This is a genomic window from Arthrobacter sp. Y3221157, from assembly GCF_059089865.1.
Genome location: NZ_JBNHFD010000043.1, coordinates 1 through 22394 on the forward strand (window position 1 = coordinate 1; position 22394 = coordinate 22394).

Genomic DNA, 22394 nt, shown 5'->3' on the forward strand with positions numbered 1-22394 from the left:
GCCACCCGCCCAGGGTCAGCACCGCCGTCGCCACCCCGCCCAGGAGCAGCAGGCCGCCGGCCAGCTCGGTAGGCGTTGGCACCTCCCCCAGCACAAGCCATGCGGCGGTCATCCCCACCACGGGGACCAGCAACGTAAACGGCACAACGGCCGACGACGGGTGGCTGGCCAGGAGCCGGTTCCAGATGCCGTAACCCACCAGTGAGGCAAAAACGGCGGTATAGAGCGCGGTGAGGATGGTGGGCGCCTGGAGGGTGGCGAGCGTGGCGAGTACCACGTCCGGGCCGTCCACGAGGAGCGAGAGCGCGGTGAGGGGTACCGGGACCACGGCGCCGGACCAGACCACCAGGCCCAGCCCCGAGGCTGCCTTCGCTTTCCGGGCGATGACGTTTCCCGCCGCCCAGGACAGGGCCGCAGCGAGCACGATCAGGAACGGCAGCAGGGGTGCAACTGCACTCAGGCCCGCGGCAACCACGGCGAGGCCCACCACGCCCAGGACGACGCCGGCCAGCTGCCCGCGGTTCGGCCGCTCACCAAGGAACGCGGCGGCGAGGAGGACGGTCAGCAGTACCTGGGCCTGCAAGACCAAGGACGCCAGGCCGGCCGGCATCCCCAGCGCCATGGACAGGTAGAGGAGACCGAACTGGCCCGCACTCATGAAGACCCCGACGCCGATGATCGCCATCCAGCTGACGTCCGGTTTCCTGATGAAGAAGATCCACGGCAGGACCACCAAAATGAAGCGCATGGCCACGAACAAGAGCGGGGGCACCTCCACGCCGCCCGGGTGCAGGCCGATGTCGATTGCCACGAAGTTCAGGCCCCACAGCACGGCCACCAGCACTGCAAGCAGGGAGTCCCGGAGATTCACGCTCCCTACTCTGCCAGAACCACCCGCCGGAACCGGGGCTAATGGGCGCGGGGCACCTTGAACTTGATGATCCTGGCATCCTGCCCGTCCAGTTCCGCCCAGGGCTTTTCCGTCTCCAGTACGGTGAGTGCGCTGGTGGGGAAACGGGTGGCCGCGTCCATATAGGCGTCGTGGTCGGAATCGCGGGAGGCGAGGTGCATGGCCAGGTCCTGCACGCCCGGCAGGTGGGAAATCAGCATAAGCGTTGTCACGGTATCCGGCACGTGGTTGATGACGGAGAGCATGCGGAGGGCGGACGCGGCATACAGGCCGTCCTCCAGCTTCGGCGTGGGTGCCTTGTCCCCCAACTCCGAGCACACCCAGGTGCAGGTCTGGCGCGTGCGCAGGGCGCTGGAACAGAGGATGAAGTCCGGGACGATGTTGTGCTTGAGCAGCCAGCGCCCGGCCAGCGGCGCCTCCCGGTGGCCGCGCTCCTCCAGCGGCCGCTCGTGGTCGGGCACACCGCCGGGCCAGTCCGCCTTGGCATGGCGCATGATCACAAGGCGGCGAAGATGGTGCTCACTCATGCCCCAAGCTTAACGAACAAGCACCCGCCCCAAACGGGCCGGGTGCTGGTTGGAAGACCTGGGTCAGATCGAGTATTCAGGAGCGGCCCAGACCACTACTTCCGGGTGCTCGTAGAAGCGGTAGCCCTGTCCGCGGACGGTGCGTACCGTGTTGGCGAGGCGGCCCAGCTTGGAGCGGAGGCGGCGGATGTGGACGTCGATGGTGCGCTCGTTGGGCACTTCCTCGGCGTTCCGCCACAAGCCTTCGAGCAGTTCGTCGCGGCCCACGGTGCGGGTGCCGTTCTCCACCAGGTAGTTGAGGAGCTCGAACTCCTTGAACGTCAGGTTGAGCGATTCGCCGTCGAGGTGGACTTCGCGGCGGGCAAGATCGATCAGGACACCGGACGGGCGCGGCTCCTGCGGCTGCTGCGGACGGGGCGTCTCGGTGCGCTGGCGGGAGTTCACCGTGGGGTCGCCGAAGGTGGAACGGACGACGTCGAGCGCGGAACCTGGGGTGCCGGCGGGGGCAACGGCAACGGCTGCGTAGCTTTCGGCGCCGGTTACCAGGGACTGGGCGTAGGCGCGGATTTCCTGGGCAAGCTTGGCGATTGAGGTACCGGCAGCCGCAGCGGTTTCCTCGTCGATGCCCATGTACAGGACGAACCCGCGGGCAACATTGTCATTGGCAACCGGGCGCACGGCGTTGGGTCCTGCCACCACGGGCGTGGGTGCGGTTACGGGAGCGGAGTCGGCCGTGGGAACGGCGCGGAGCTGCCCGTAGGAGTTGGGGTTGTAGCCCTGCGGCGCGTAGCCCTGGGCGGGAAAGCTGCTTCCGGAAGACGGCGAAATTGACGGGCGCGGGCCAAATCCGGGGCGGAGGCCGGAAGGCTGGCCCGCCTTGGCGGCGTTACGGACAGAGATGTGGACGTATCCGGATGCAACAGACATGGATTGCTTACCTCAATGTGAATGGCCGCCATCGCGGCTCGAATGCTGGGTTTCCCCGCAATGCGAACTGGGGAGGGGCGCCCGACGCTGGGCTGGGGGGCGAATGCCTAAGAACTTCGAGGGGTGGAGAAGGTCAGGCGTGCATTCGACAACAGCGCATGTCGGCAGCAGCTGATGTGCTGGGCCAATATTCTGCGGCTGCAGGTGCTGTTGAGTTCTTGTTCACATTGGAAGTGTGCAGCGTAACAATGGCAACTTGCAAGTAACAATGGACCGAATCGTCCGCATTGTGAGACGAAATGCTCTATTGTGGCGCAGATCACGATTCTGGCGGGAGCCAAAGAATAACATTCGTTATCCGATTTGCCCCCACGAAAAGGGCTGTTGGCAGAATATTCTTCGCGAAAGGCAGCACCGCGGAGTTTTTTATTCAAGTGAGTGCGAATTGCCAAAATCGCCCCCTACTGCCGGGGCGCGTGTCCAGCGGCGCGCGGAGCAAGGGAAGAAATTTTCCCGCAAGCCCGGCGTTTATCGGCCCAGCGGCCCAGGATCACCTCCGCTCCCTGCACCTGGCCTACGCGTCTGGGCCGAATTCGTCCCGGCTGCGAGCGCCGCATGCAACCAGCCGACTGGACTGTGACCACTGGATGCGATGCTCCCAAATTCGACGGCTCGAACTGCCGGGTAGGGTCCGCCCGTCCACACCGGAGGTCCCGGCGCTGTTACTCATCGCAATGGACGCCGCCTAGGACCGCGCCGTGGGCCAGGCAGCGGACGTCGAGGATTACGTCACCAAGCCCTTCAGCACGGAAGTCGTCCCGCTCCGGTTCGGAGGGAACCAGCGGAATGGGCTTGTCCAAAGTGAAATGAATAGGCCCGGCCGACGAAGGGATGGTCACGGTCGCATCACAGTCGGGCCAGACGCACGGCCCTCGACCTGCCCTTGTGCGCCGATTGGCACAAGTCGACGCGCCGTCATCGTGATGTCCGTTACCTAAATGTGACTTAAGCGCTGAACTCCTGTAGCGTCGATTGGGTACGGGTCCCGTTCGGGCCGTATATCCGGATGACGCCAAGCTCTGCCACTTCCCGGATTCCGATTGATCGAAGGCAGAGGCGGGGGACCCACCGTCCCGGGCACTGATTTGCCCTTGGGGTTAAGCCAGCACGTGATATTTCCGTGTGGCCGGATGCCCTCATCCGAACCCGACAGCTAACTCCGCAGGTGTGAGAGGCGATTCATCATGTTTACATTCCCGGCTAAACCGCGCCCGAAACAGGGTTCCGACAGCGATTCCCAGCGTCATGAAGGCAAGAAGTTCACCCTCGGCAAGCGTGCCGCGGTCCTCGCAACGTCCGGTGCCCTGCTGGTAGGCCTCGGCGCCGCTGGCCAGGCGACGAATGCTTTTATTCCCGCGGCGTCCACCACAAGCACCACGGCGGCGGACTCCGATGCGCAGATGAGCATCGAAAAGAGCGAGATCCGGTCCAACCCGGCCGAGTCTCCCGCCCCCGCCGAAATCAACGTTGTTCCCCAGGCCGCCGAGCCTGCCCCCGCACCCGCGCCGGAGCCCGTCCCCGCGGCTGAGCCTGCTCCGGCACCCGAGCCCGCACCCGCACCGGAGCCCGCTCCGGCACCTGCACCCGAGCCGGCTCCCGTCGTCGCGGTCAATGACCCGGCAGGCGCGCAGGCCTACGCCGCCGGCCAGCTTGGTTCCTACGGCTGGGCCCAGGACCAGATGCAGTGCCTGGTGACGCTCTGGACCAAGGAATCCGACTGGACCACCACGGCCACCAACCCCAGCAGCGGTGCCTACGGCATCGTCCAGTCCCTGCCCGCCGAGAAGATGGCGAGCGCCGGTGCGGACTACCTGACCAACTACCGCACCCAGATCAACTGGGGCCTGAACTACATCAAGGAGCGCTACCAGTCCCCCTGTGGCGCGCTGAACTTCCACTACGCCAACAACTGGTACTAAGCCCCTGCTGAATTTCCCCGGCCCTTCCGCTGTCCGTGCGTGAGGGCCGGGGAATTTTGGGCTTAAGAATCGCGCCCCGGGATGTACTGCACTGCCCATCTGTTGCCGTCCGGATCGGCGAAGTAGACGAAGTGGCCCCAGTCCTGCACGTCCACGTCACTGACGTCCACGCCGTTCTCCTTAAGGTGGCGGTGCGCGGCTTCGATGTCGTTGACCACCAGCTGGAGGTTGGAACCGGTCCCCGGAGGGGCGTCCGTAAGTCCTTCACCAATGCAGATGGAGCAGGCCGAGCCCGGCGGAGTCAGCTGGACGAAGCGGATGGAGTCGGTGGGCCGCTGGTCGAAATCGGCGTTGAAGCCAACCTTGTTGACGTAAAAATCCTTGGCACGGTCCACATCGGACACAGGGACGAACACGAGTTCAAGTTTCCAGTCCATGGGCACAGGCTACGGCTGAGCCCATGGTCTTGGAAGGCTTGAACCTCAGCCGGCGATGCCGTACAGGCGGTCGCCCGCGTCCCCGAGCCCGGGAACAATGTAGGACTTGTCGTTCAACTTCTCGTCGATGGATGCCAGGACAATCGTCACGTTGGCGTCCGCGAGTTCCTCTTCCAGCTTGGCGAGGCCCTCGGGTGCGGCCAGCAGGCAGATGCAGGTGACGTCCGAGGCGCCGCGCTTGAACAGGAACTTGATGGCCTCGCGCAGGGTTCCGCCGGTGGCGAGCATCGGGTCCAGGACGAAGATCTGGCGGTCGGTGAGGTCTTCGGGAAGCCGCTCGGCGTAGGTGATGATGTCCAGGGTTTCTTCATCCCGGGCCATGCCGAGGAATCCCACTTCTGCGGTGGGGACGAGCTTGGTCATGCCCTCGAGCATGCCCAGGCCGGCGCGCAGGATGGGTACCACCAGCGGGGTGGGCTTGGTGAATGCGGTTCCCACGGTGCTGCTGACGGGCGTTTCGATGGTGACGGGTTCGGTGCGGACTTCGCGGGTCGCCTCGTAGGCGAGGAGGGTCACCAGCTCTTCGGTCAACTGCCGGAACACCGGGGACGGGGTGTTTTTGTCCCTCAGGACGGTGAGCTTATGGGCGACGAGCGGGTGGTCCACAACGAGAGTTCGCATGCGTCAAAACTATCACCCGGCGTTATCCTTCCCGTGCCCGCCGGGGCCGTCGTGATGCAGGGCATCAACCACCACATCCCGCACCACTGGATGCTCAAAATCGGGTGCCGGGCCCACGTGCTCCCTGCGCCTGATCAGGTGGAACAGCCGGTGGGCAAGGATCACCATCAACACCCAGGCGAGGCCCAGCAGCCATCCGGCCATCACGTCAGTCAGCCAGTGGTGCCCCAGGAACACCCGGCTCAACCCCATCGCGATGATGAAGATCACGCCCGCTGTGATGGCCGTGATCCGGACCCACAGCTTGTAGAACTGCAGGCAGATTATATACAGCAGCACGCCGATCACCACGGTGGTGTTCAGCGTGTGGCCGCTGGGGAAAGACGGCGTGCTTTCGTAGGGTGGCACGGCCTCCGTATGGTCCGGACGGGTCCGGCCCACCAGCCGCTTGCCGACGGTGGTAGCCGTGGTGGACACCGCAGCCGCACCCCCCACCAGGATCAGGGGCCGCCAGGATCGGCTCAGGAACGTTAGCCAGGCCGTGAGGATGCTCGCGAGGATGGGCATCCCGGTCCCGCCGCCGATGTTGGTGAACGCGGTGACGACGGCATCCGTTTCCGGGTTCCGGAGCGACTGCGAATATTCGAGTGCGGGAATGTCGAGGCTTGCGAGGCCTTCCTCATCCACCACGTCCGAATACACCTCGGCGCCCAGCAGTGCCATGGCGAGCACCAGGGTTCCACCGATGATCATGGTCAGCCACAGAGCGGCATAGGGTTTGAACCACTTGTCAACGCGGTCACGGACGGTGCTCATTGTGCCTCCCGGCGCTGGTCGTCACGGGCTCAGGGTATCCTTCGAAACTATCATTGAGCCATGGTCTCCACTGGAAAACACGACACGTGGATGGGTCTTGCCCTTGTGGAGGCCCGCCGCGCCCTTGCAACAGAAGATGTGCCAATCGGTGCCGTGGTGCTGGGGCCCGACGGCGCCGTGCTGGGTTCCGGACGCAACCAGCGGGAGGAGCTTGGGGACCCCACGGCGCACGCCGAGGTGGTGGCCATCCGCCAGGCAGCGGAGCGGCTGCGCGAGCTTGCCGCGCGCGACGGCGGGAAGGCCGACGGCTGGCGGCTGTCCGACTGCACGTTGGTGGTCACCCTTGAGCCGTGCGCCATGTGTGCGGGCGCTATCGTCCTCGCCCGGATTCCCAGGGTTGTCTTCGGTGCCTGGGACGAGAAGGCAGGCGCCGCGGGATCGGTGTTCGACGTCCTGCGCGAGCGCCGGCTCAACCACTGGGTGGAGGTTTACCCCGGGGTGCGGGAAGCCGAATGCGCGGAACTGCTCCGTGACTTCTTCGCTGGACACCGCAGCCGTCTGTAGCGGGAAGTCCTACCCCGCCGCCTCCCCGGGCTCCAACGCCTCAAGGACGATTTTTGCCGTCTGGTTCCACCCCGGCAGCCGGTCCCGGGCCGCCAGCGCGGCCGCCCGCCATTCGTCCCTCGTTGCCTGGTCCCGCAGCCAGTGGCGCAGGACGCCGGCGAGCCTCGCGGGGTTCTCCCGGTCCCCCGGCACAAGCGGCACGGCCGCGCCGGGAAGCCTGGCGCCGCCGTCGTCGTCTATCAACCGTGCCAGCCCGAGCGCTTCCTCTGCACCTGTCCCCTGCCGCACCACCACCGGGATTCCCCGTGCCAGTGACTCGGTGACCACCATGCCGAACGCCTCCACACGGGACACCAGCAAGCTCAGGTCCGCGGCGTCCCACGCATCTTCCAGGGCGTCGCCCAGGAGCTCGCCAGTGATCCTGAGCCGGTCGTCCAACCCGCTGGCGGCGACGGCGGCCCGCACCTCCGCCGCGTAATCCGGGTCCGCCTGGTCAGACCCCACCATGGCCGCGCTCCACTCAAGATCCTTGATCAGGGCGAGGGCTTCCACGGTCAGCAACTGGTCCTTGTTGGGCAGGTGGGCCGCCACGACAATGAGGCGGGGCGGGCGGGAGCCGGGTGCCACGGGTGCGGGATCGACGCCGGGGAGGGCGACGCGGATGCCGGCCAGTCCGTGGCGCTCGCTCAGGATGGCCGCCGTGCTGGTGCTGGTGGAAATGATTCCGGAGGCTGCCCGCATGGCCCGCGCCTCACGTTCCACCGGGCCAGGATCCGCCGTTACATCGACTGTCATGTGGGCCAGGACCCAGGCTTGCCGCCCGGCCTTGGCTGCATACTCCAGTTCGTCCGGGACGCCGACGGCGACGAGCCCGTCCACGATATCCACGGCAGGCTCCTGCTCCGCCTCCGGACCCCAGGCGCCGATAATGCCCCCGAACCGGCGCCGGTCTTTGGCTGAGGGTTCCGGCCAGGCGCCTTCAACGGGCACAACCTCGACGTCGGCCCCGAGCTCCGTCATCCCGCGGACCAGCTTGGCGTTATATGCATTGCCGCCGGAGTGGTGGTGGATGTTGCCGGGGACCAGCAGGCGGATACGGCGCATGGTTCTAGGCGCTCAGGTCCAGCGAGTAGGTGGCCCAGGCGTCCGGGTTTTCGCGCAAGGTGACGTCGATGCCCTGCAGGTGCCGGCCGTCGTCGTGGTTTTCAATTTTTCCCGCGACTTCCTGCGCGATGTACTGCGCCAGCGCCTCGGTGGTGCTGAGCCTGCCCGCGAAGTCAGGGTGCTCGTCGAGGTTGCGGTAGTTCAGTCCCGCCAGCACCTCCTCGACGAAGGTTCCGGCGGCGCCGATGTCCAGGACGATCGCGTCATCGTTTAACGAATGACGGCGGAAGGCAACCTCCGCGACGAAGGTTGCCCCGTGCAGGGCCTGCGCGGGACCGAAGGCTTCCCGGGGCAGGCTGTGGGCGATCATGAAGTGGCGGCGGACGGTCAGGCTGAACATGCATTACCTCTGGTCTGTGGGATGGATGGGGGCTGGCTGCTGCGGTTCTGCGTTGTGTTGCGGGTACTCGATGACGTGGCACAGGGCGTCGATGGTGCCGTGGGCGAGGCCCTGCACCACCTCGGGCAGTTCCTGGAATGGGGACGACCCGGTGAGGAACGCATCGAACACCGGATCTTTCAGGAGGGACACCGCAAGCTCCAGGCGGTCCGCGTTGGTGCGGCGGTGGCGCCGGGCGCGGGCCACGACGCCCACCTGGCTGGCCGTGATGGACAGGCGCCTCGCGTGGAAGTCTTCGCCGAGCGGCAGGGTGACCTCGCGGTTGGCGTACCAGGACATCTCGATGACGTCCCCCTCATCGCCGGCCAGCTGCAGGCTTCTTTCCAGGCCTTCCTGTGAGGCGGAACAGTGGAAGACGATGTCGCAGTCGGCCAGCGCGTCATCCGGGTGGACGAAGTCGACGCCCAGCGCGTCCGCCAGGGTTTTTCGGCCTGGGTCAAGGTCCACCAGCTGGAGGCGGGACAGCGGGAAGGTACGCAGGAGGGTGGCCACCATGCCGCCAACCAGCCCTGCGCCGACCACCGCCACCCGGTCCCCCAGCCGCGGTCCGGCCTCCCACAGCGCGTTGACGGCAGTCTCCACGGTTCCCGTGAGGACTGCGCGCCGGGTGGGCACGTCATCCGGGATCCGGGTCAGCTCCGAGACCGGCACCACGTAACGGTCCTGATGGGGATTCAGGCAGAAGACCCGCTGGCCCTTCCATTCCTCCGGCCCCTCCTCCACCACGCCCACCGACAGGTAGCCGTACTTCACGGGCCCCGGGAACTGCCCCTCCTGGTGGGGTGCCCGCATTTCCTGGGCCACCCTTGCCGGGACAGCGCCCTTGTGCACCACCATCTCCGTGCCTTTGCTGATGCCGGAATAGAGGGCGCACACCAGGGCTTCGCCGGGACCCGGAGCCGGGAGCTCCTCCGGCAGGAGCTCGCCGTGTTCCCGGGCCGTGGTCCAGTAGGCAGTGGCGTGGACGGAATCATGCGCATGAGTCATCTTGCTGATGAATCTAGCCGTACAGCCGCGGGCGGGGAAAGTCCGACGCCGGGTGGCGGCGATGTGCGACGTCGGGTGGCGGCGCAGTGCGACGGTTCAGGCGCACGGTGGTACGGCGGGGCGGGCACGCCAGAATCCTTGTCAGCCGGACAGATACTCGACAACGGCGTCCTCAAGGAGGCTTTGTTTTCCTTGGAGAATCGTCGGCGTCAAAATTCCAGGCGGCAGGATTCCCGCGGGCCATTGTGGTGGTTCCCAGTCTGGTAATTCGGCTGGGTAGTGCCTCGCCGTCGGTGAAATCCAGCCCGGTGGTTCGGTTTCTGTTGCTTTCGTTGGCGTCCAGCCGCTGTTGTGCTTAAGGCGGTGGTGCTTGGGGCAGAGTTGTGCCAGGTTGCTGATGCCGGTTGTTCCGCCGTGTTGCCAAGATTGAAGGTGGTCGGCTTCGTTGTCCAACGCGTTGTTGTTGCAGCCGGGAAAAGTGCATTTGCCGTCCCGCAGGGTCAGGGCTTGTCGCATGGCCTTGGTCAGCCGGTAGCTGGCGCGCCCGATCTCGAGGGGTGCCCCGTCGCGTGGATCGACGAGGACACGGGTGAACGAATCGGCGCCTTCTGTTAGGAGTTTGCGTGCCATGGACGCGGGGATGGGGCCGTAGCCGTCCAGGATGGCTGGTTCGTCCGTCTGGCCGAACAGGGCGAACCACGGGACGGTGACGATCACGTCTGCCCGCGGGGTTGGAACCTTCCCGACCTCCGGGCCGCCGGGAAACGCGCTGGTTGTGAGTCCGCTAAGGCTGCTATCTCCGTGGCCGCCGGCGCTGCTCGCCTCCATGGAATCTGCTGCCGGGGCGTCGGGGATGTCAAAGTCCGCAGCGGGCGCGTCGGACCCATCGAGCGTGGCAAGCCCGATGGACTCCCCCGGGAGTTGTTGGACAGCTTCACGGTTGTCATGGGAGGCCTGCCCGGGGGCGCGGATACCGGTGTGGCAGGCGCCCGCGCCGGTGCTGTCCTGAACCGTGGCGTCCGCCCCGGTGGCCCCCGCGGTGCGGCCAGCAGCCGTGGAGGTGACGCCGGTGCTGAGGAGGCGGCGGGTGAACTCGTCGGCTTTGATCTGAGTAAGGGTTCGGGTTTCGTTGGGGCCTTGGAGGCCGCGGGCGATGGCCGTGGTTTTGTTCCAGGCCGCCAACGCGGAGTCGGCCGGGAGGTAGGCCGAGATCCAGGCCATGCCGTCCCGGTCAGGGGTGAATTCGACCCGCCTGTCCGCAACACCCTTGGCGTGCCGTTTTTCGATCGACTCCGGATGATGCCGCTCCCGCCAGGCCCGCACCTTCGACCTCAACCGTGAAGGAACCAGCTGCCCAGCCCGACAGCCCCGCGCAGGATTCGGAGCATCCGGGTCCAGGAAGTGGTCCGCCAGCGCCACAGCGCTGGCATGGTCCAGGTTCTCGGTTTCGTCGGCGATGATCCTGGCGTGCTGCCACGACAACGCCCCGGCTGACAAAGACTCGTATACCGACGGCAGGGAGCATACCCGCCGCGACTGCGCCAAAAACGCGGCGGCGGCACCAGAGGAGATGGTGAGAACCCCGGCGATCTCCTCCACCGTGGAGACTTCACTGAAGGTCCGCTCCCGCACCCGTGCGTCCGGTGGGAGCATGGCCTCTTGCAGGTCGAAGGCCTCGGCCGAGTCCCGGGCTTTCAGTGCAGCGTTCTGGGCTTCCAGCGTCGACTCCAGCTCCAGTCGCGCCAACCGAAGCCGATACAACCGCCCCATGACATCCACCACGGATCCGTCGGCATCCCCGTCTGCGGCCGTAGCCTCCAGTTCCTCTTCTTCGAGGAACAGCGCCTCGAGGGCAGCCATGGTGGAACGAATGCCCTCCATGGCCGATGCCGTGCGCGTGCCGATTCCCATAAGGACATCCTCCAATGGGGGTATGACATTTTGGCAGGCACCGCTGTACGGTTGGCCACATCTGCCAGCTGCCCTCAAAGGTCGCGGTGGCAGAGAGCCCTACCACCGGGGATCATCGCCCGTTTTGGGGATGTGCGCCCCGCTCCGGTACCCTATTGAGGTTGGTGACGTGTCCGAGCGGCCGAAGGTGCAACACTCGAAATGTTGTTTGGTGTAAAAGCCAACGTGGGTTCAAATCCCACCGTCACCGCCAGCTGAGAAGGTCCCGGTTTCCTAATCGAAACCGGGGCCTTCCGCTTTTAAGGATGGCGTAGGCTATCAAAGCACTGGCGCCAGAGTCCCCCGGCCGGCGAGGGCGTGTACTCTTCAAGAAAACCTAGCCTTGGGGGAAGGCTTGATTACTGATTCTCACGAGCAGCGCCAGGCTCCGCTGACCCTTTTCTGGAGACTCGTCGTAGCGCTGTCAGCCGTTGTCGGCATAGGTACCTGCGTGGCCTTGGGCCTGCTCTACGCGCACTTTTTCATCGTGCAGGCAGGGACAATGACGGTGCTGGAACGGCCGGCCACGGAACGTGACGTGCTGGACATCAACGCCGTGGCGGGCGGGGAAGCAGAAATCGCGAGCGCGCGGTTTCTGGCTATTTACGAATACACGGATTACTACGCCACTCAGGGCGCGTCCGCGGACGACGTCTGCCTGGTCGGCCAGGCGATTACGACGGGAGACTACTGGGAGCTCTGCGAGACCATGGCCGACAGCCGCGAGGTAATCGGATTCGTTGCGGGGCCGGACGGCAGGAACGTTGCCCTCGTCCCAGACCAGTTTGACCACGGGCAACTGGAGGCCGACGGGTGGGTCACTCTTCACCAGAACCTGTTGGTCCAACCTCTGGCGCCATGCAAGGCGCCGATGGTCTGCAGATGAGGAAAGACCCGCTTCCACTCCCATGGCAAGCAGGGTCTTTCCTTAGCAGAGGCGATACGACGGCCAACTTAAGCCGGGTGTCGAAGGACCCGCATTACGCGTTGCCGTTGAACGTCCCCTGGAACTCCTGTTTGCCGTGAATCTTTCGACGGCCGCCCGGATGGCCTCCCGTGAACCGGCGTGGGCGTGTATCGCCGTCCGCACGCCAATCGACAAATATCCACCCAAGATTGTTGAACAATCCTTGATTCTCGTGCATCCTAGAGAGACCACTTCAACGAGACGAGAATCACTATGGCCTTCATTGACCTCAACAGCGACGTCGGGGAATCCTTCGGCAACTGGACCATGGGCGATGACGCAGCAATCTTCCGCTCGGTCTCCAGCGCCAACGTCGCCTGCGGCTTCCACGCCGGGGACCCGTCCACCATCGCCAGCACCTGCCGGGATGCCGTCGCGGCCGGCGTCGTCATCGGCGCGCACGTGGGCTACCGTGACCTTGCCGGCTTCGGCCGGCGGTTCCTGGACTGCTCCGCCACGGAACTCGCGGATGACGTCCTCTACCAAATGGGTGCCCTCAGCGCACTGGCCACGGCCGCGGGCGGCCGCATCCGGTACGTCAAGCCGCACGGCGCCCTCTACAACACGATCGTCACGCACGAGACGCACGCCCAGGCCGTCGTGGATGCGGTCAAGTCCTTCGGCGGCGACCTGCCGCTGCTCCTGCTCCCCGGCTCCGTAGCCCTGGCCCGCGCCGAAGCGGCCGGGCTCCGTGGCGTGGCCGAAGCCTTCGCGGACCGCGCCTACAACCCTGACGGGACCCTGGTCTCCCGGCGCGAAGCCGGCGCCGTCCTCCACGACGAGGACGCCGTCGCCACCAACATGGTCCGCCTGGCCACCGAGGGAACCATCATTGCCCGCGACGGATCCGCCATCAAGGCGGAAGCGGAGAGCATCTGCCTGCATGGCGATACCGCCGGCGCCGTTTCCATGGCCGCCGCCGTGCGGCGGGAACTGGAAGCAGCCGGCGTGGAAATCCGGAGCTTCGTGTGAGCTCCCTCCACATCCGCTGGGCCGGGCCCCGCGCCCTCCTTCTGGAACTCGACTCCCTGGAAACGGTCCTGGCCGTCCATGCCCGTTTGCAGGAGACGCCCTTGCCCGGACAGGTGGATGTCCTGGCCGCCGCGCGGACCGTCCTGGCGGTCTTCGATTCGCGCGCTTCGGCACAGGCGGCCCGTGCCGCCGTCGGCACGCTGGACAGGGACCCGGCCGCTGTGAACGCCGCCGGTGCCGTTCCCGTCCGGATCGAGGTTGTGTACGACGGCGACGACCTCGCCGAAGTGGGCAGGCTGACCGGGCTGGGTGCCGACGGCGTGGTCGCCGCGCACACCGGGCAGTTGTGGACGGCGGCGTTCGGCGGGTTCGCCCCCGGCTTCGCCTATCTGGTGGGCGAGCATGACGCGCTGAATGTTCCGCGGCGCAGTTCGCCGCGGACCGCCGTTCCCGCCGGTTCCGTGGCCCTCGCCGGTAATTTCTCCGCCGTGTACCCGCGGCGCTCCCCCGGCGGCTGGCAGCTGATCGGACGCACCGCCGCCCGGATGTGGGACCTGGACCGGGAACAGCCCGCCTTGCTCCGGCCCGGCAGCACCGTCCGCTATGTCGCGGTGCGGGAAGTCGTGGAAGTCACCGAACCCGCCGGACAGGCTGAGCCCGCCGGACAGCAGCTCACCCCAGCCGGCGTCCCCGCTGACGGCGCCCACGCACTGGAGATCATCGCACCCGGCCCACAGTCCCTCATCCAGGACCTTGGCCGCCCCGGCTTCGGCGACCTCGGCGTCTCCACCTCCGGCGCTGCCGACGCCTCAAGCGCACGCCAGGCGAACCGGCTGGTGGGAAACCCGCCGGGTGACGCGGTGCTGGAAACCGTTTTGGGCGGGCTGTCCGTACGTGCCCGCGGCGAACTGACTGCAGCGCTCACCGGCGCCCCCGCGGACGCCGAGATCCGCTCAGGCAGCGGCAGCCGCCCGGCCCCGATGTACGCCCCCTTCCCGCTGCATGACGGTGAGAGCCTCCACCTCGGCATCCCGGAGGCAGGCCTGCGCAGCTACCTTGCAGTCCGCGGCGGAATCGACGTTCCCCCCGTGCTGGGCAGCCGGTCCACGGACCTGATGTCCGGGATCGGGCCTTCTCCGTTGGCCGCCGGAACCGTGCTGCCGGTCAGCCCGGCGGACCGGGGCCGCGTGGTGGGCCAGCCCGAACCGCCAACCCTGCATCCAGCCCTCCAGCAGGGCGGGACCGGCAGCGCCACGGTGGTACTCCGCGTGACGCCGGGCCCCCGCGACGACTGGTTCACGCCGGAATCCCTCGCCGCCCTCACCGGACAGGACTGGACGGTCACCTCCGAGTCCAACCGGATCGGCGTGCGGCTGGCTACAACAGCTGGCGGAACACCGCTGGAACGCTCGCGGACGGAGGAACTGCCCAGCGAAGGCGTGGTGGCCGGCTCGCTCCAGGTGCCGCCGTCGGGCCTTCCTGTCCTCTTCCTCGCCGACCACCCCGTAACCGGTGGCTATCCCGTGATCGCCGTCGTCGTTCCCGAAGACCTGCCGGCGGCAGCGCAGCTCCCGCCCGGCACCACCATCCGGTTCCAGGCCGTGGATCCGGGGACCATGGAGCCGCTCCGGTCTTCGGCCCTGCAGCAGCCACAGCCCACCCCCACGCCTGCCACGAACAGCCTGTGAAAGAAGCAGCCATGAAAAAAGTCCTGATCGCCAACCGCGGCGAGATCGCCGTCCGGATCGCCCGTGCCTGCGCCGATGCAGGCCTGGCGTCCGTCGCCGTCTATTCGGATCCCGATGCCGACGCCCTGCACGTGCGCCTCAGCGACGAGGCCTACGCCCTGGACGGGTCCGGCAGCGCCGAAACCTACCTGAACATCGGGAAACTCCTGGCAGTGGCAGCCCGCGCCGGTGCCGACGCCGTCCATCCCGGCTACGGTTTCCTGTCCGAGAACGCGGACTTTGCGCAGGCAGTGCTCGACGCCGGACTCACGTGGGTGGGCCCGTCGCCGGACGCCATCCGCAGCCTAGGCAACAAGGTGACGGCGCGGGAAATTGCCGTCCGCGCCGGTGCCCCGCTGGTCCCCGGTTCGGACGGGCCCGCCGCAAACGCCGACGAGGTCCGGGCGTTCGCCGCGCAGTACGGCGTTCCGGTGGCCATCAAGGCGGCCTTCGGCGGCGGCGGCCGTGGCCTGAAGATCGCCTACCGGATGGAGGACATCGACGACGCCTTCGACTCCGCGGTGCGTGAGGCAACCGTAGCTTTCGGCCGCGGCGAATGCTTTGTGGAGCGCTTCCTGGACCGGCCCCGCCACGTCGAAGCCCAGGTCATCGCCGACACGCACGGAAACGTGGTGGTGGTGGGCACCCGTGACTGCTCCCTCCAGCGCCGGAACCAGAAGCTCGTGGAGGAAGCACCGGCCCCGTTCCTCACGCCGGAGCAGCGCAGCCGCATCCACGAATCCGCGCGCGCCATCTGCCGGGAAGCCGGCTACACCGGGGCGGGCACCGTGGAGTACCTGGTGGCACCCGACGGCGTCATCTCCTTCCTCGAGGTCAACACCCGGCTGCAGGTGGAGCACCCGGTCACCGAGGAAACCTCCGGCATCGACCTGGTGCGCGAACAGTTCCGGATCGCCGCCGGGCTGCCGCTCTCCATCACTCAGGATCCCCAGCCCACCGGCCACGCCATCGAGTTCCGGCTGAACGCCGAAGACGCCGGCCGCGGCTTCCTGCCCTCCCCCGGGCCCGTGGACATCTTCGAAGCACCCACCGGCCCCGGCATCCGCGTGGACTCCGGGGTCCGTTCCGGCTCCGTCATCCCGGCCGAATACGACTCCCTGATGGCCAAGCTGATCGTCCGCGGCGAGGACCGGGCGCAGGCGCTGCGCCGGGCCCGTGCCGCACTCGACGAACTGCGGATCGAAGGCGTGCCCACGGTGGTCCCGTTCCACCGCGCCGTGGTGCGGGACCCGGATTTCACGGCACCCGACCGGCTGGGCGTTTACACCACGTGGATTGAATCCGAGTTCTCCGGCCGGCTCGCGGCCTCGCTGAAGAGCGGGATTGCCGGCCCCGTGGCACGGCGTGAAACCCTCACCGTGGAAATCGACGGCAAGGCCGTCCAGCTGGGACTGCCGGAGCAGGTTTATGCCGCCCTGATGCACGGCGGCGGCGCAGTTTCGGCAGGTGCAGCTTCGGCCGGCGCCCGCAACGCTGCCGACAGCCACAGCAGCGACGCCGCCGACGACGGCCGGGTTACCGCGCCGATGGGCGGCAACCTGGTCAAGTGGCTGGCCGACGACGGCGCCGAGGTGGCCGCCGACCAGCCGCTCGCTGTGGTGGAGGCGATGAAGATGGAAACCGTCGTGTCCGCGTCCGGTGCCGGCACCTTCCGCCGCGGCGCGCAGGAGCCGGGGGCCGTCGTCGTCCGCGGCGAAGTACTGGGGACGGTCAGCTAACATCGGATGTTGACGAAAGCGGGGGCAAAGACTTGGACACCGGGAAACACGGCACAGCAGAACACGCGCACACCACGGCGTGGATAGCGTCAGTGCTGCGAAGCCGCATCGCGGCCGGCGAGCTGACCCCCGGGTCAAAGCTGTCCGAACAATCGCTGTCCGCCTCGCTCGGCGTTTCCCGCAATACCCTGCGGCAGGCTTTCACCATCCTCGCCGGTGAGTCGATCGTCACGCACATCCCCAACCGGGGCGTCTTTGTGGCGTCGCCGGGCGAGGATGAGGTGCGCGAGATCTACCGCATCCGCCGGACCATCGAACCTGCCGCCGTCCTTTGGGGGGAGCTCACTCCGCAGACACTGGACGAGATGGAAGCCATTGTCCAGGGCGCCCAGGCGGCGCGGAACGCCGGTTCCGTTGCTGACATGGCAGATGCCAACCAGGGCCTGCACCGTGCGGTGGTGGGCCTGACGGGGAGCGCGACGCTGCAGGAACTGATGGACCGCGTGCTCGCCGAAATGCGGCTGGTCTTCCATGCCATGGCCTCCGCCCCCGACTTCCACAGCCACTACGTGGAGCGCAACGTGGAGCTCGTGAAGCGGCTCCGGGAGGGCGAGCGGGAGCAGGCGGCGGCCGGGCTGCGCGCCTACCTCGACGCCGCCGAAGCCGAGCTGCTGGGCCATCTGGCCGGCACTGCGCAACTGACCGACACGGGGCACTGACCCGGCAAATTGTTAAGCGGAGAGGGGCTGCACCGGCTGGTGCAGGCCCTCTCCGCTTTCAATGCGCCAAGTTCAGGGAACCAGGTAGTCGCTGTCCCTCGCGTCGGTAATGAGCATGTGGCCCGGCGCGTGGCCGATAGCCAGCGGCGGCCGGGACTGCATCACGGCAGCCTGGGGTGTGACTCCACAGGCCCAGAACACGGGGATGTGGCCGTCCGGAATGGCCACGGCGTCGCCAAAATCCGGCCGGGCGAGGTCGCCGATGCCCAGTTCGTGTGGATTGCCCACGTGGACTGGCGCGCCGTGCACGGCCGGGTAGCGGGAGGTGATCCGGACCGCGTCGGCCACCTGGGAGGCGGGGACGGGGCGCATGGAGACCACCATTGGACCGGACATTGCGCCGGCCGGAGCGCACTGGCGGTTGGTGCGGTACATCGGCACGTTAACGCCCTGCTCGATATGGGCGATGCCGATCCCGCCGTCCTGTAGCGCGGCTTCGAACGTGAAGGAACAGCCGATCAGGAACGTCACCAGGTCATCCCGCCAGTGGCCGGTAATATCGGTGGGCTCATCCACCTTTTCGCCGTCGCGGTACACCGTGTACTTCGGCACGTCTGTGCGGATGTCCCCGCCGGCCAGCAGCGGGCCGCTGGTTTCGCCGGGCTCGAGGATGCCCAGGATGGGGCATGGCTTGGGATTGCGCTGTGCGAACAAAAGGAAATCGAAGGCGTGCTCCCGCGGAATGGCCAGGACGTTCGCCTGCGCGTACCCACGGGACCAGCCCGACGTCGGTTCCACCAGCCCTCCGCGGAACGCTTCGCGCGCCGCGGAGGGGAGGATGCTGGAGCGCTCCATCATGCCCACAGCTTGGCCAGGCCCAGGATCGAGTTCCAGCCGAGGAACACGGTGAGGACCCAGGCGGCGGCACCGACCAGGAGCAGCCACTTGGGGTAGGCGTAGCCGTGCATCAGGTCGCGCCGGCGCCAGGCCACCCAGAGCAGGACCGCAAAGCCCACCGGCAGGATCAGTCCGTTGAAGGCGCCGGCGAAGATCAGCAGCTGCTGGGGCGCCTGGCCGAGGAAGATGTACACGATGGTGCAGCCGGCAATGAATGCGACGGTGATGAGGTTCCGCTTGCGCTCGGGGGTGCGGGAGGAGGTGATGAAGGAGACGGAGGTGAAGGCTGCGCCGATGACCGAGGTGATGGCGGCTGCCCAGAGGACCACACCGAACATCCGCATGCCGATTTCACCGGCCGCTGCGCCGAAGGCCTCGGCGGCCATGTTGTTGCTGCTGAGGACCGTTCCGCCGGCCACGACGCCGAGGATGGCCAGGAAGAGCAGCACGCGCATCAGGCCGGTGGTCAGGATGCCCAGGATAGAGCTGCGGGTGATCTCCTTGACGTGCCGGACGCCGGTGGCGCCGGAGTCGAGCATGCGGTGGGCGCCGGCGTAGGTGATGTAGCCGCCCACGGTGCCGCCCACCAGGGTGGTGATGATGAGGAAGTCCACCGTTTCGGGAAGGAACGTGTTCTTCAGTGCCTCTCCGAGCGGCGGGGCGGCGACGATGGCCACGTAGATCATCAGCAGGATCATGACGGCGCCCAGCAGCACCACGATCCGGTCCAGCGCCATGCCGGCCTTTTTGCTGAGGAAGATCAGGATGGCGACGACGGCCGAGACGGCGCCACCGATCTTCGGGTCCACGCCCATCATGGCGTTGGCTCCGAGGCCGGTACCGGCGATGTTGCCGATGTTGAAAACCACGCCGCCAAGGAACACCAGGCCGGAGAGGAACCAGCCGATGCCGGGAAGCACCTTGTTGCCAAGTTCCTGTGCCCGGAGTCCGGTGACGCCGATGACCCGCCAGACGTTCATCTGTACTGCGATGTCGATCAGGATCGAGGCCAGGATCGCGAAGGCGAACGCGGCCCCGATCTGGGCTGTGAATACCGTTGTCTGGGTGATGAAACCCGGTCCGATGGCGCTGGTGGCCATGAGGAACATGGCGCCGAGGAGCGCCGTACGCCGGGCGGAAGTGCTCAGGTTCAGTTTGATGCCGGGTTCTGCCATGGTTCCATCCATTGCCTTGGGTGACTGGAGTCACAATTATCGTCCCCAGCGACGATACAGGTTGTTGAACAATCTTGGCAAGGTATTGTTGAACAACTTTTTCGAATGGGGTGCTGTAACAGCAGCTTTCGGCACGGCCCTTCCATGGATCGGAAACCAAAAACGGGACCGCAGGCTTGGATTGCATTCCATAATCGGTGACCTTTGTGCTGGATACGATGAGGTGACCGGACAGAGCCGTCCGGCGGAGTCAACGCAAAAGGAAACTTATGGCCGCGGTTACGGTGGACGACATCCTCTCGGATCTCCCCTTGGGTTTCGCCAGCCTCATCCTCCGGCCCTCCCCCGGCCGGTCGGCCATCGAGCGGCTCCTGATCCTGGACGCCGACGACGGGACCGCGGATGCAGCAGGCGCGTTTGTCCTGCTGATCGGCGTACGCGGCCGTTCGGCCTTGCCGGCCCTGCGCCGGCTCCTGCAGAATCCCCCGCCGGTGGTGGCCATCAAGGGCAACCGGGAAGACGTTGCCGAGGCGGAGGAACTCCTGCACACTGCCGGGGCCGGGCTGCTCCTGGTGGATCCAGGAGCAGATTGGGACCGCCTGCTGTCCATTGGGAAGGACAGGATCCAGCCGCGCAGCTACCAGAGCGAGGTGCTGACCCTGCTCGAGGAGGACCTGTTTGCCATCGCCCAGACCACGGCGCGGTTGACCTCAAGCCATGTGGTCATCGAGGACGCCGCCAACAAGGTCCTTGCCTACTCCACAGTCACCAACGACATTGACGAACTGCGGAAGGCCTCCATCCTGGCCCGCCGTGGGCCGCGGAAGTACGAACTGCTGCTCAAGGACCTGGGCGCCTACCGTGAACTCCACCGCACCCGGCTGCCTGTGCGCGTCCCGGCCAGGCCGCAGGACGGGCTGCGCGAACGGGTGGCCGTCACCCTGTTCGCCGGGGACCGGATCATGGGCTACATCTGGCTCCAGGAAACCGGGGAGGGCTTTGGACCGGACGTCGATTACGTCCTGACAGGATCCGCCGCGCGGGTTTCCGCGGAGCTGATCCGCTACCGCAACAAGCAGTCCGTGCACATGCGGGAAGACCGCATTGTCCGGCTCCTGTCCGGTCCGGCTGAGGCCGCGGCCAGCGCCCACAGCGAGAAAATTCCGGCGGACCGTCCGGCCGCCCTGGTCCTCATCGGAATGTCGGCCGCAGACTCCCAGGCCGACGACGCGGCACTCAAGCACGGCGAACTGGCCAACCTCGCATCCATCCACGCCGCCGCGTACAAGGCCTCCGCCGTCGTCGGGCAGTTCAATGGCGATACCGCGGTGATCGTCCCGGGGCTGCAGCCGAGCACCTCCGAACCGGGGCTGCGCACCCTCGCCGAGGCCATCGTCCGGGATGCCCGCAAGCACCTCGGCCTTACCCCCTTTGCCGCCGTCGGTCCCATCGTTCCGGACCTGTTGTCCATCCATACGGCCACCCGCATCACCGAAGCCCTGCTGGCCTGCGTGGGGAGTGCGGATACGGTTGCCGTTGCCACGGTGGACGACTTCGAGGAGGAGATCCTCTTCCGCGAGGCGGTCCGCAATTTCACGTCGTCCCCCTTCCGGCACCGCAGCCTGGCGGCGCTGCTCCAGCAGGACGCCGAGCTCGCCGCGACCCTGCACGCGTATTTCGATACGTCCTTCGACGTCGCCGAGTGCGCCAAACGCATGAACCTCCACAAGAACACCGTCTACTACCGGGTCAGCAAGGCCGCGCGGGTAACCCGCCTGGACTTCGGCAACCCCCGCCATTCCCTCGTCGCCCTGCTCCACATCCAGGAGTGGGCAGCCAACCATCACGATCTTCCAGGCAGGAAATGACCGCAACACTCCAGGCACCACCTCTGGGTGCCCTCCTCAACGACATCGTCAGCAACCACCGTCCCCGCCGGGAAGCGGGATCCGTTCCCGGCAACATTCCCTCCCTCGCGGAGGTCCCGTTCGACAGGTTCGGGATCGCGCTGGCCACCACGTCCGGCGAAGTGTTCAGCTCCGGGGACGCACACGTCCCGTTTTCCATCCAGAGCATTTCCAAGGTCTTCACGCTGGCCATGGCCCTGCAGGGCGGCAAGGCCGGTGTGCTCTGGCCACGGGTCCTGCGCGAGCCGTCCGGAACGTCCTTCAATTCGCTGGTGCAGCTGGAAGTGGAACACGGCATTCCTCGCAACCCGTTCATTAATGCGGGTGCCCTGGTGGTCACGGACCACCTGATGGAGGAAACGTCCGACGCCGCCACGCAGCTTCTGCGGTTCCTCACCGAACAGGCAGGGAGCAGGCCGGGGAACGGGAAGCCCGGGCCCTTCATCGACGAGGCCGCGGCTGCCAGCGAGCTGGCCCGCAGCAGCCGCAACCTGGCACTGGCCCACTTCCTGAAGGACTTCGGCAATCTCCGGCGGCCAGCAGAAGCGGTGGTGGAAAGCTACGTCCGCCAGTGTTCGATCATGATGTCCTGCGCTGAACTCGCCACCGCCGGGCTTTTCCTGGCCCGGGACGGCCAGGGCGCCCAGGGACCTGTCCTGTCCCCCAGCGAGGCCAAAAGGATCGGTTCCATCATGCTGACCTGCGGGATGTACGACGCCGCCGGCGAGTTTGCCTACCGCGTGGGCCTGCCGGGCAAAAGCGGGGTGGGCGGCGGAATCCTGGTCATCGTTCCAGGCAAATGCGCCATCTGCGTCTGGAGCCCGCGGCTGGACGCCAAAGGCAATTCGCTGGCCGGCACTGCCGCCCTCGCCGAACTCTCCGACCTCACCGGCTGGTCCGTGTTCTAGGCCCAGCCTCCCAACTTCCTCTCCCGCCAGAACACCTACCT

Annotated in this window: 22 protein-coding genes, 1 tRNA gene and 1 riboswitch; of the genes, 10 read left to right on the forward strand and 13 right to left on the reverse strand. The window is 66.8% G+C overall.

From position 1 onward, the window contains the following. From AC5RTT_RS12180 to AC5RTT_RS12195, 4 genes are all read right to left on the reverse strand, one after another. Positions 1 to 871: EamA family transporter (locus AC5RTT_RS12180; protein ID WP_494145405.1), on the reverse strand; the 871-nt coding region annotated here is incomplete at its 3' end. 38 nt (positions 872 to 909) lie between these two features. After that, on the reverse strand, positions 910 to 1437 hold the full coding sequence (locus AC5RTT_RS12185) for a SixA phosphatase family protein (RefSeq protein WP_494145406.1): 528 nt from the start codon (positions 1435 to 1437) through the stop codon (positions 910 to 912). A 63-nt stretch (positions 1438 to 1500) separates the two neighbouring features. Beyond that, entirely contained in the window at positions 1501 to 2364 is an 864-nt protein-coding gene (locus AC5RTT_RS12190) for a winged helix-turn-helix domain-containing protein (protein ID WP_494052036.1), read from the reverse strand. A 722-nt stretch (positions 2365 to 3086) separates the two neighbouring features. Further along, entirely contained in the window at positions 3087 to 3263 is a 177-nt protein-coding gene (locus AC5RTT_RS12195) for a hypothetical protein (RefSeq protein ID WP_494145407.1), read from the reverse strand. Between the two features lie 178 nt (positions 3264 to 3441). Beyond that, positions 3442 to 3603, forward strand: a riboswitch (cyclic di-AMP (ydaO/yuaA leader). A 5-nt stretch (positions 3604 to 3608) separates the two neighbouring features. Here AC5RTT_RS12195 and AC5RTT_RS12200 point away from each other — a divergent pair. Next, positions 3609 to 4343, forward strand: coding sequence for an aggregation-promoting factor C-terminal-like domain-containing protein (locus tag AC5RTT_RS12200; protein ID WP_494145408.1), 735 nt, complete (start codon positions 3609 to 3611; stop codon positions 4341 to 4343). A gap of 62 nt (positions 4344 to 4405) precedes the next feature. Here AC5RTT_RS12200 and AC5RTT_RS12205 read toward each other — a convergent pair whose 3' ends face one another. Genes AC5RTT_RS12205 through AC5RTT_RS12215 form a run of 3 tightly spaced genes read right to left on the reverse strand, consistent with a single transcriptional unit; the run spans position 4406 to position 6277 of the window. Then, positions 4406 to 4780, reverse strand: a complete 375-nt coding sequence (locus AC5RTT_RS12205) for a glyoxalase superfamily protein (protein ID WP_493974556.1) — start codon at positions 4778 to 4780, stop codon at positions 4406 to 4408. A 45-nt stretch (positions 4781 to 4825) separates the two neighbouring features. Continuing rightward, positions 4826 to 5461, reverse strand: coding sequence for a uracil phosphoribosyltransferase (gene upp / locus AC5RTT_RS12210; RefSeq protein WP_494010771.1), 636 nt, complete (start codon positions 5459 to 5461; stop codon positions 4826 to 4828). Positions 5462 to 5473: 12 nt separating this feature from the next. After that, the gene (locus AC5RTT_RS12215; protein WP_494145409.1) at positions 5474 to 6277 is read right to left on the reverse strand and encodes a phosphatase PAP2 family protein; all 804 of its coding nucleotides are present in this window, start codon (positions 6275 to 6277) and stop codon (positions 5474 to 5476) included. Between the two features lie 60 nt (positions 6278 to 6337). On the opposite strand from AC5RTT_RS12215, the gene AC5RTT_RS12220 reads away from it, so the two are divergent. Further along, positions 6338 to 6841, forward strand: coding sequence for a nucleoside deaminase (locus tag AC5RTT_RS12220; RefSeq protein WP_494145410.1), 504 nt, complete (start codon positions 6338 to 6340; stop codon positions 6839 to 6841). Positions 6842 to 6850: 9 nt separating this feature from the next. On the opposite strand, the gene AC5RTT_RS12225 is transcribed toward AC5RTT_RS12220, so the two are convergent. The 4 genes from AC5RTT_RS12225 to AC5RTT_RS12240 form a co-directional block, all read right to left on the reverse strand. Beyond that, positions 6851 to 7945 (reverse strand): glycosyltransferase family 4 protein, encoded by a 1095-nt coding sequence (locus tag AC5RTT_RS12225; protein WP_494145411.1) that lies wholly within the window; start codon positions 7943 to 7945, stop codon positions 6851 to 6853. 4 nt (positions 7946 to 7949) lie between these two features. Next, positions 7950 to 8345: a 6-pyruvoyl trahydropterin synthase family protein gene (locus tag AC5RTT_RS12230; protein ID WP_494145412.1), complete on the reverse strand. Its 396-nt coding sequence runs from the start codon at positions 8343 to 8345 to the stop codon at positions 7950 to 7952. Positions 8346 to 8348: 3 nt separating this feature from the next. Further along, on the reverse strand, positions 8349 to 9392 hold the full coding sequence (locus tag AC5RTT_RS12235) for a zinc-dependent alcohol dehydrogenase (RefSeq protein ID WP_494145413.1): 1044 nt from the start codon (positions 9390 to 9392) through the stop codon (positions 8349 to 8351). A 141-nt stretch (positions 9393 to 9533) separates the two neighbouring features. Continuing rightward, complete coding sequence (locus tag AC5RTT_RS12240) at positions 9534 to 11303, reverse strand: HNH endonuclease signature motif containing protein (RefSeq protein WP_494145414.1); 1770 nt, start codon at positions 11301 to 11303, stop codon at positions 9534 to 9536. Positions 11304 to 11466: 163 nt separating this feature from the next. Here AC5RTT_RS12240 and AC5RTT_RS12245 point away from each other — a divergent pair. The 6 genes from AC5RTT_RS12245 (at position 11467) to AC5RTT_RS12270 (ending at position 17466) form a co-directional block, all read left to right on the forward strand. Next, a tRNA-Ser gene (locus AC5RTT_RS12245) sits at positions 11467 to 11556 on the forward strand. A gap of 141 nt (positions 11557 to 11697) precedes the next feature. Continuing rightward, a complete protein-coding gene (locus AC5RTT_RS12250) occupies positions 11698 to 12228 on the forward strand; it encodes a hypothetical protein (protein ID WP_494145415.1) in 531 nt (176 codons plus the stop codon). A 294-nt stretch (positions 12229 to 12522) separates the two neighbouring features. Next, positions 12523 to 13281, forward strand: a complete 759-nt coding sequence (locus AC5RTT_RS12255) for a LamB/YcsF family protein (RefSeq protein WP_494145416.1) — start codon at positions 12523 to 12525, stop codon at positions 13279 to 13281. Further along, a complete protein-coding gene (locus AC5RTT_RS12260; protein WP_494145417.1) occupies positions 13278 to 14969 on the forward strand; it encodes a 5-oxoprolinase subunit B/C family protein in 1692 nt (563 codons plus the stop codon). The genes AC5RTT_RS12255 and AC5RTT_RS12260 overlap by 4 nt, the downstream gene beginning before the upstream one ends. 11 nt (positions 14970 to 14980) lie before the next feature. Next, positions 14981 to 16747 (forward strand): acetyl/propionyl/methylcrotonyl-CoA carboxylase subunit alpha, encoded by a 1767-nt coding sequence (locus tag AC5RTT_RS12265; RefSeq protein ID WP_494145418.1) that lies wholly within the window; start codon positions 14981 to 14983, stop codon positions 16745 to 16747. A 92-nt stretch (positions 16748 to 16839) separates the two neighbouring features. Continuing rightward, a complete protein-coding gene (locus tag AC5RTT_RS12270; RefSeq protein ID WP_494145419.1) occupies positions 16840 to 17466 on the forward strand; it encodes a GntR family transcriptional regulator in 627 nt (208 codons plus the stop codon). 72 nt (positions 17467 to 17538) lie between these two features. On the opposite strand, the gene AC5RTT_RS12275 is transcribed toward AC5RTT_RS12270, so the two are convergent. Together AC5RTT_RS12275 and AC5RTT_RS12280 are read right to left on the reverse strand one after the other, a co-directional pair. After that, positions 17539 to 18324 (reverse strand): putative hydro-lyase, encoded by a 786-nt coding sequence (locus tag AC5RTT_RS12275; protein ID WP_494010783.1) that lies wholly within the window; start codon positions 18322 to 18324, stop codon positions 17539 to 17541. Continuing rightward, complete coding sequence (locus tag AC5RTT_RS12280) at positions 18321 to 19538, reverse strand: NRAMP family divalent metal transporter (RefSeq protein WP_494010784.1); 1218 nt, start codon at positions 19536 to 19538, stop codon at positions 18321 to 18323. The genes AC5RTT_RS12275 and AC5RTT_RS12280 overlap by 4 nt, the downstream gene beginning before the upstream one ends. A 269-nt stretch (positions 19539 to 19807) precedes the next feature. On the opposite strand from AC5RTT_RS12280, the gene AC5RTT_RS12285 reads away from it, so the two are divergent. Continuing rightward, positions 19808 to 21406 (forward strand): PucR family transcriptional regulator, encoded by a 1599-nt coding sequence (locus AC5RTT_RS12285; RefSeq protein WP_494010785.1) that lies wholly within the window; start codon positions 19808 to 19810, stop codon positions 21404 to 21406. Next, positions 21403 to 22353 carry a glutaminase gene (locus AC5RTT_RS12290; RefSeq protein WP_494145420.1) on the forward strand — a complete coding sequence of 317 codons (951 nt, stop codon included), beginning with the start codon at positions 21403 to 21405 and terminating at the stop codon, positions 22351 to 22353. Before AC5RTT_RS12285 ends, AC5RTT_RS12290 begins: the two co-directional genes overlap by 4 nt. Positions 22354 to 22394 lie beyond the last annotated feature (41 nt).

What these genes read in the sequence shown, in the direction of transcription:
- AC5RTT_RS12255 (WP_494145416.1), top strand. Translation starts at nt 12,523, where the DNA reads ATGGCCTTCATTGACCTCAACAGCGACGTCGGGGAATCCTTCGGCAAC.
- AC5RTT_RS12230 (WP_494145412.1), bottom strand. Translation starts at nt 8,345, where the DNA reads ATGTTCAGCCTGACCGTCCGCCGCCACTTCATGATCGCCCACAGCCTG.
- AC5RTT_RS12280 (WP_494010784.1), bottom strand. Translation starts at nt 19,538, where the DNA reads ATGGCAGAACCCGGCATCAAACTGAACCTGAGCACTTCCGCCCGGCGT.
- upp (WP_494010771.1), bottom strand. Translation starts at nt 5,461, where the DNA reads ATGCGAACTCTCGTTGTGGACCACCCGCTCGTCGCCCATAAGCTCACC.
- AC5RTT_RS12200 (WP_494145408.1), top strand. Translation starts at nt 3,609, where the DNA reads ATGTTTACATTCCCGGCTAAACCGCGCCCGAAACAGGGTTCCGACAGC.
- AC5RTT_RS12240 (WP_494145414.1), bottom strand. Translation starts at nt 11,303, where the DNA reads ATGGGAATCGGCACGCGCACGGCATCGGCCATGGAGGGCATTCGTTCC.
- AC5RTT_RS12215 (WP_494145409.1), bottom strand. Translation starts at nt 6,277, where the DNA reads ATGAGCACCGTCCGTGACCGCGTTGACAAGTGGTTCAAACCCTATGCC.
- AC5RTT_RS12235 (WP_494145413.1), bottom strand. Translation starts at nt 9,392, where the DNA reads ATGACTCATGCGCATGATTCCGTCCACGCCACTGCCTACTGGACCACG.
- AC5RTT_RS12185 (WP_494145406.1), bottom strand. Translation starts at nt 1,437, where the DNA reads ATGAGTGAGCACCATCTTCGCCGCCTTGTGATCATGCGCCATGCCAAG.
- AC5RTT_RS12220 (WP_494145410.1), top strand. Translation starts at nt 6,338, where the DNA reads ATGGTCTCCACTGGAAAACACGACACGTGGATGGGTCTTGCCCTTGTG.
- AC5RTT_RS12275 (WP_494010783.1), bottom strand. Translation starts at nt 18,324, where the DNA reads ATGATGGAGCGCTCCAGCATCCTCCCCTCCGCGGCGCGCGAAGCGTTC.
- AC5RTT_RS12205 (WP_493974556.1), bottom strand. Translation starts at nt 4,780, where the DNA reads ATGGACTGGAAACTTGAACTCGTGTTCGTCCCTGTGTCCGATGTGGAC.
- AC5RTT_RS12225 (WP_494145411.1), bottom strand. Translation starts at nt 7,945, where the DNA reads ATGCGCCGTATCCGCCTGCTGGTCCCCGGCAACATCCACCACCACTCC.
- AC5RTT_RS12265 (WP_494145418.1), top strand. Translation starts at nt 14,981, where the DNA reads ATGAAAAAAGTCCTGATCGCCAACCGCGGCGAGATCGCCGTCCGGATC.
- AC5RTT_RS12290 (WP_494145420.1), top strand. Translation starts at nt 21,403, where the DNA reads ATGACCGCAACACTCCAGGCACCACCTCTGGGTGCCCTCCTCAACGAC.
- AC5RTT_RS12285 (WP_494010785.1), top strand. Translation starts at nt 19,808, where the DNA reads ATGGCCGCGGTTACGGTGGACGACATCCTCTCGGATCTCCCCTTGGGT.
- AC5RTT_RS12190 (WP_494052036.1), bottom strand. Translation starts at nt 2,364, where the DNA reads ATGTCTGTTGCATCCGGATACGTCCACATCTCTGTCCGTAACGCCGCC.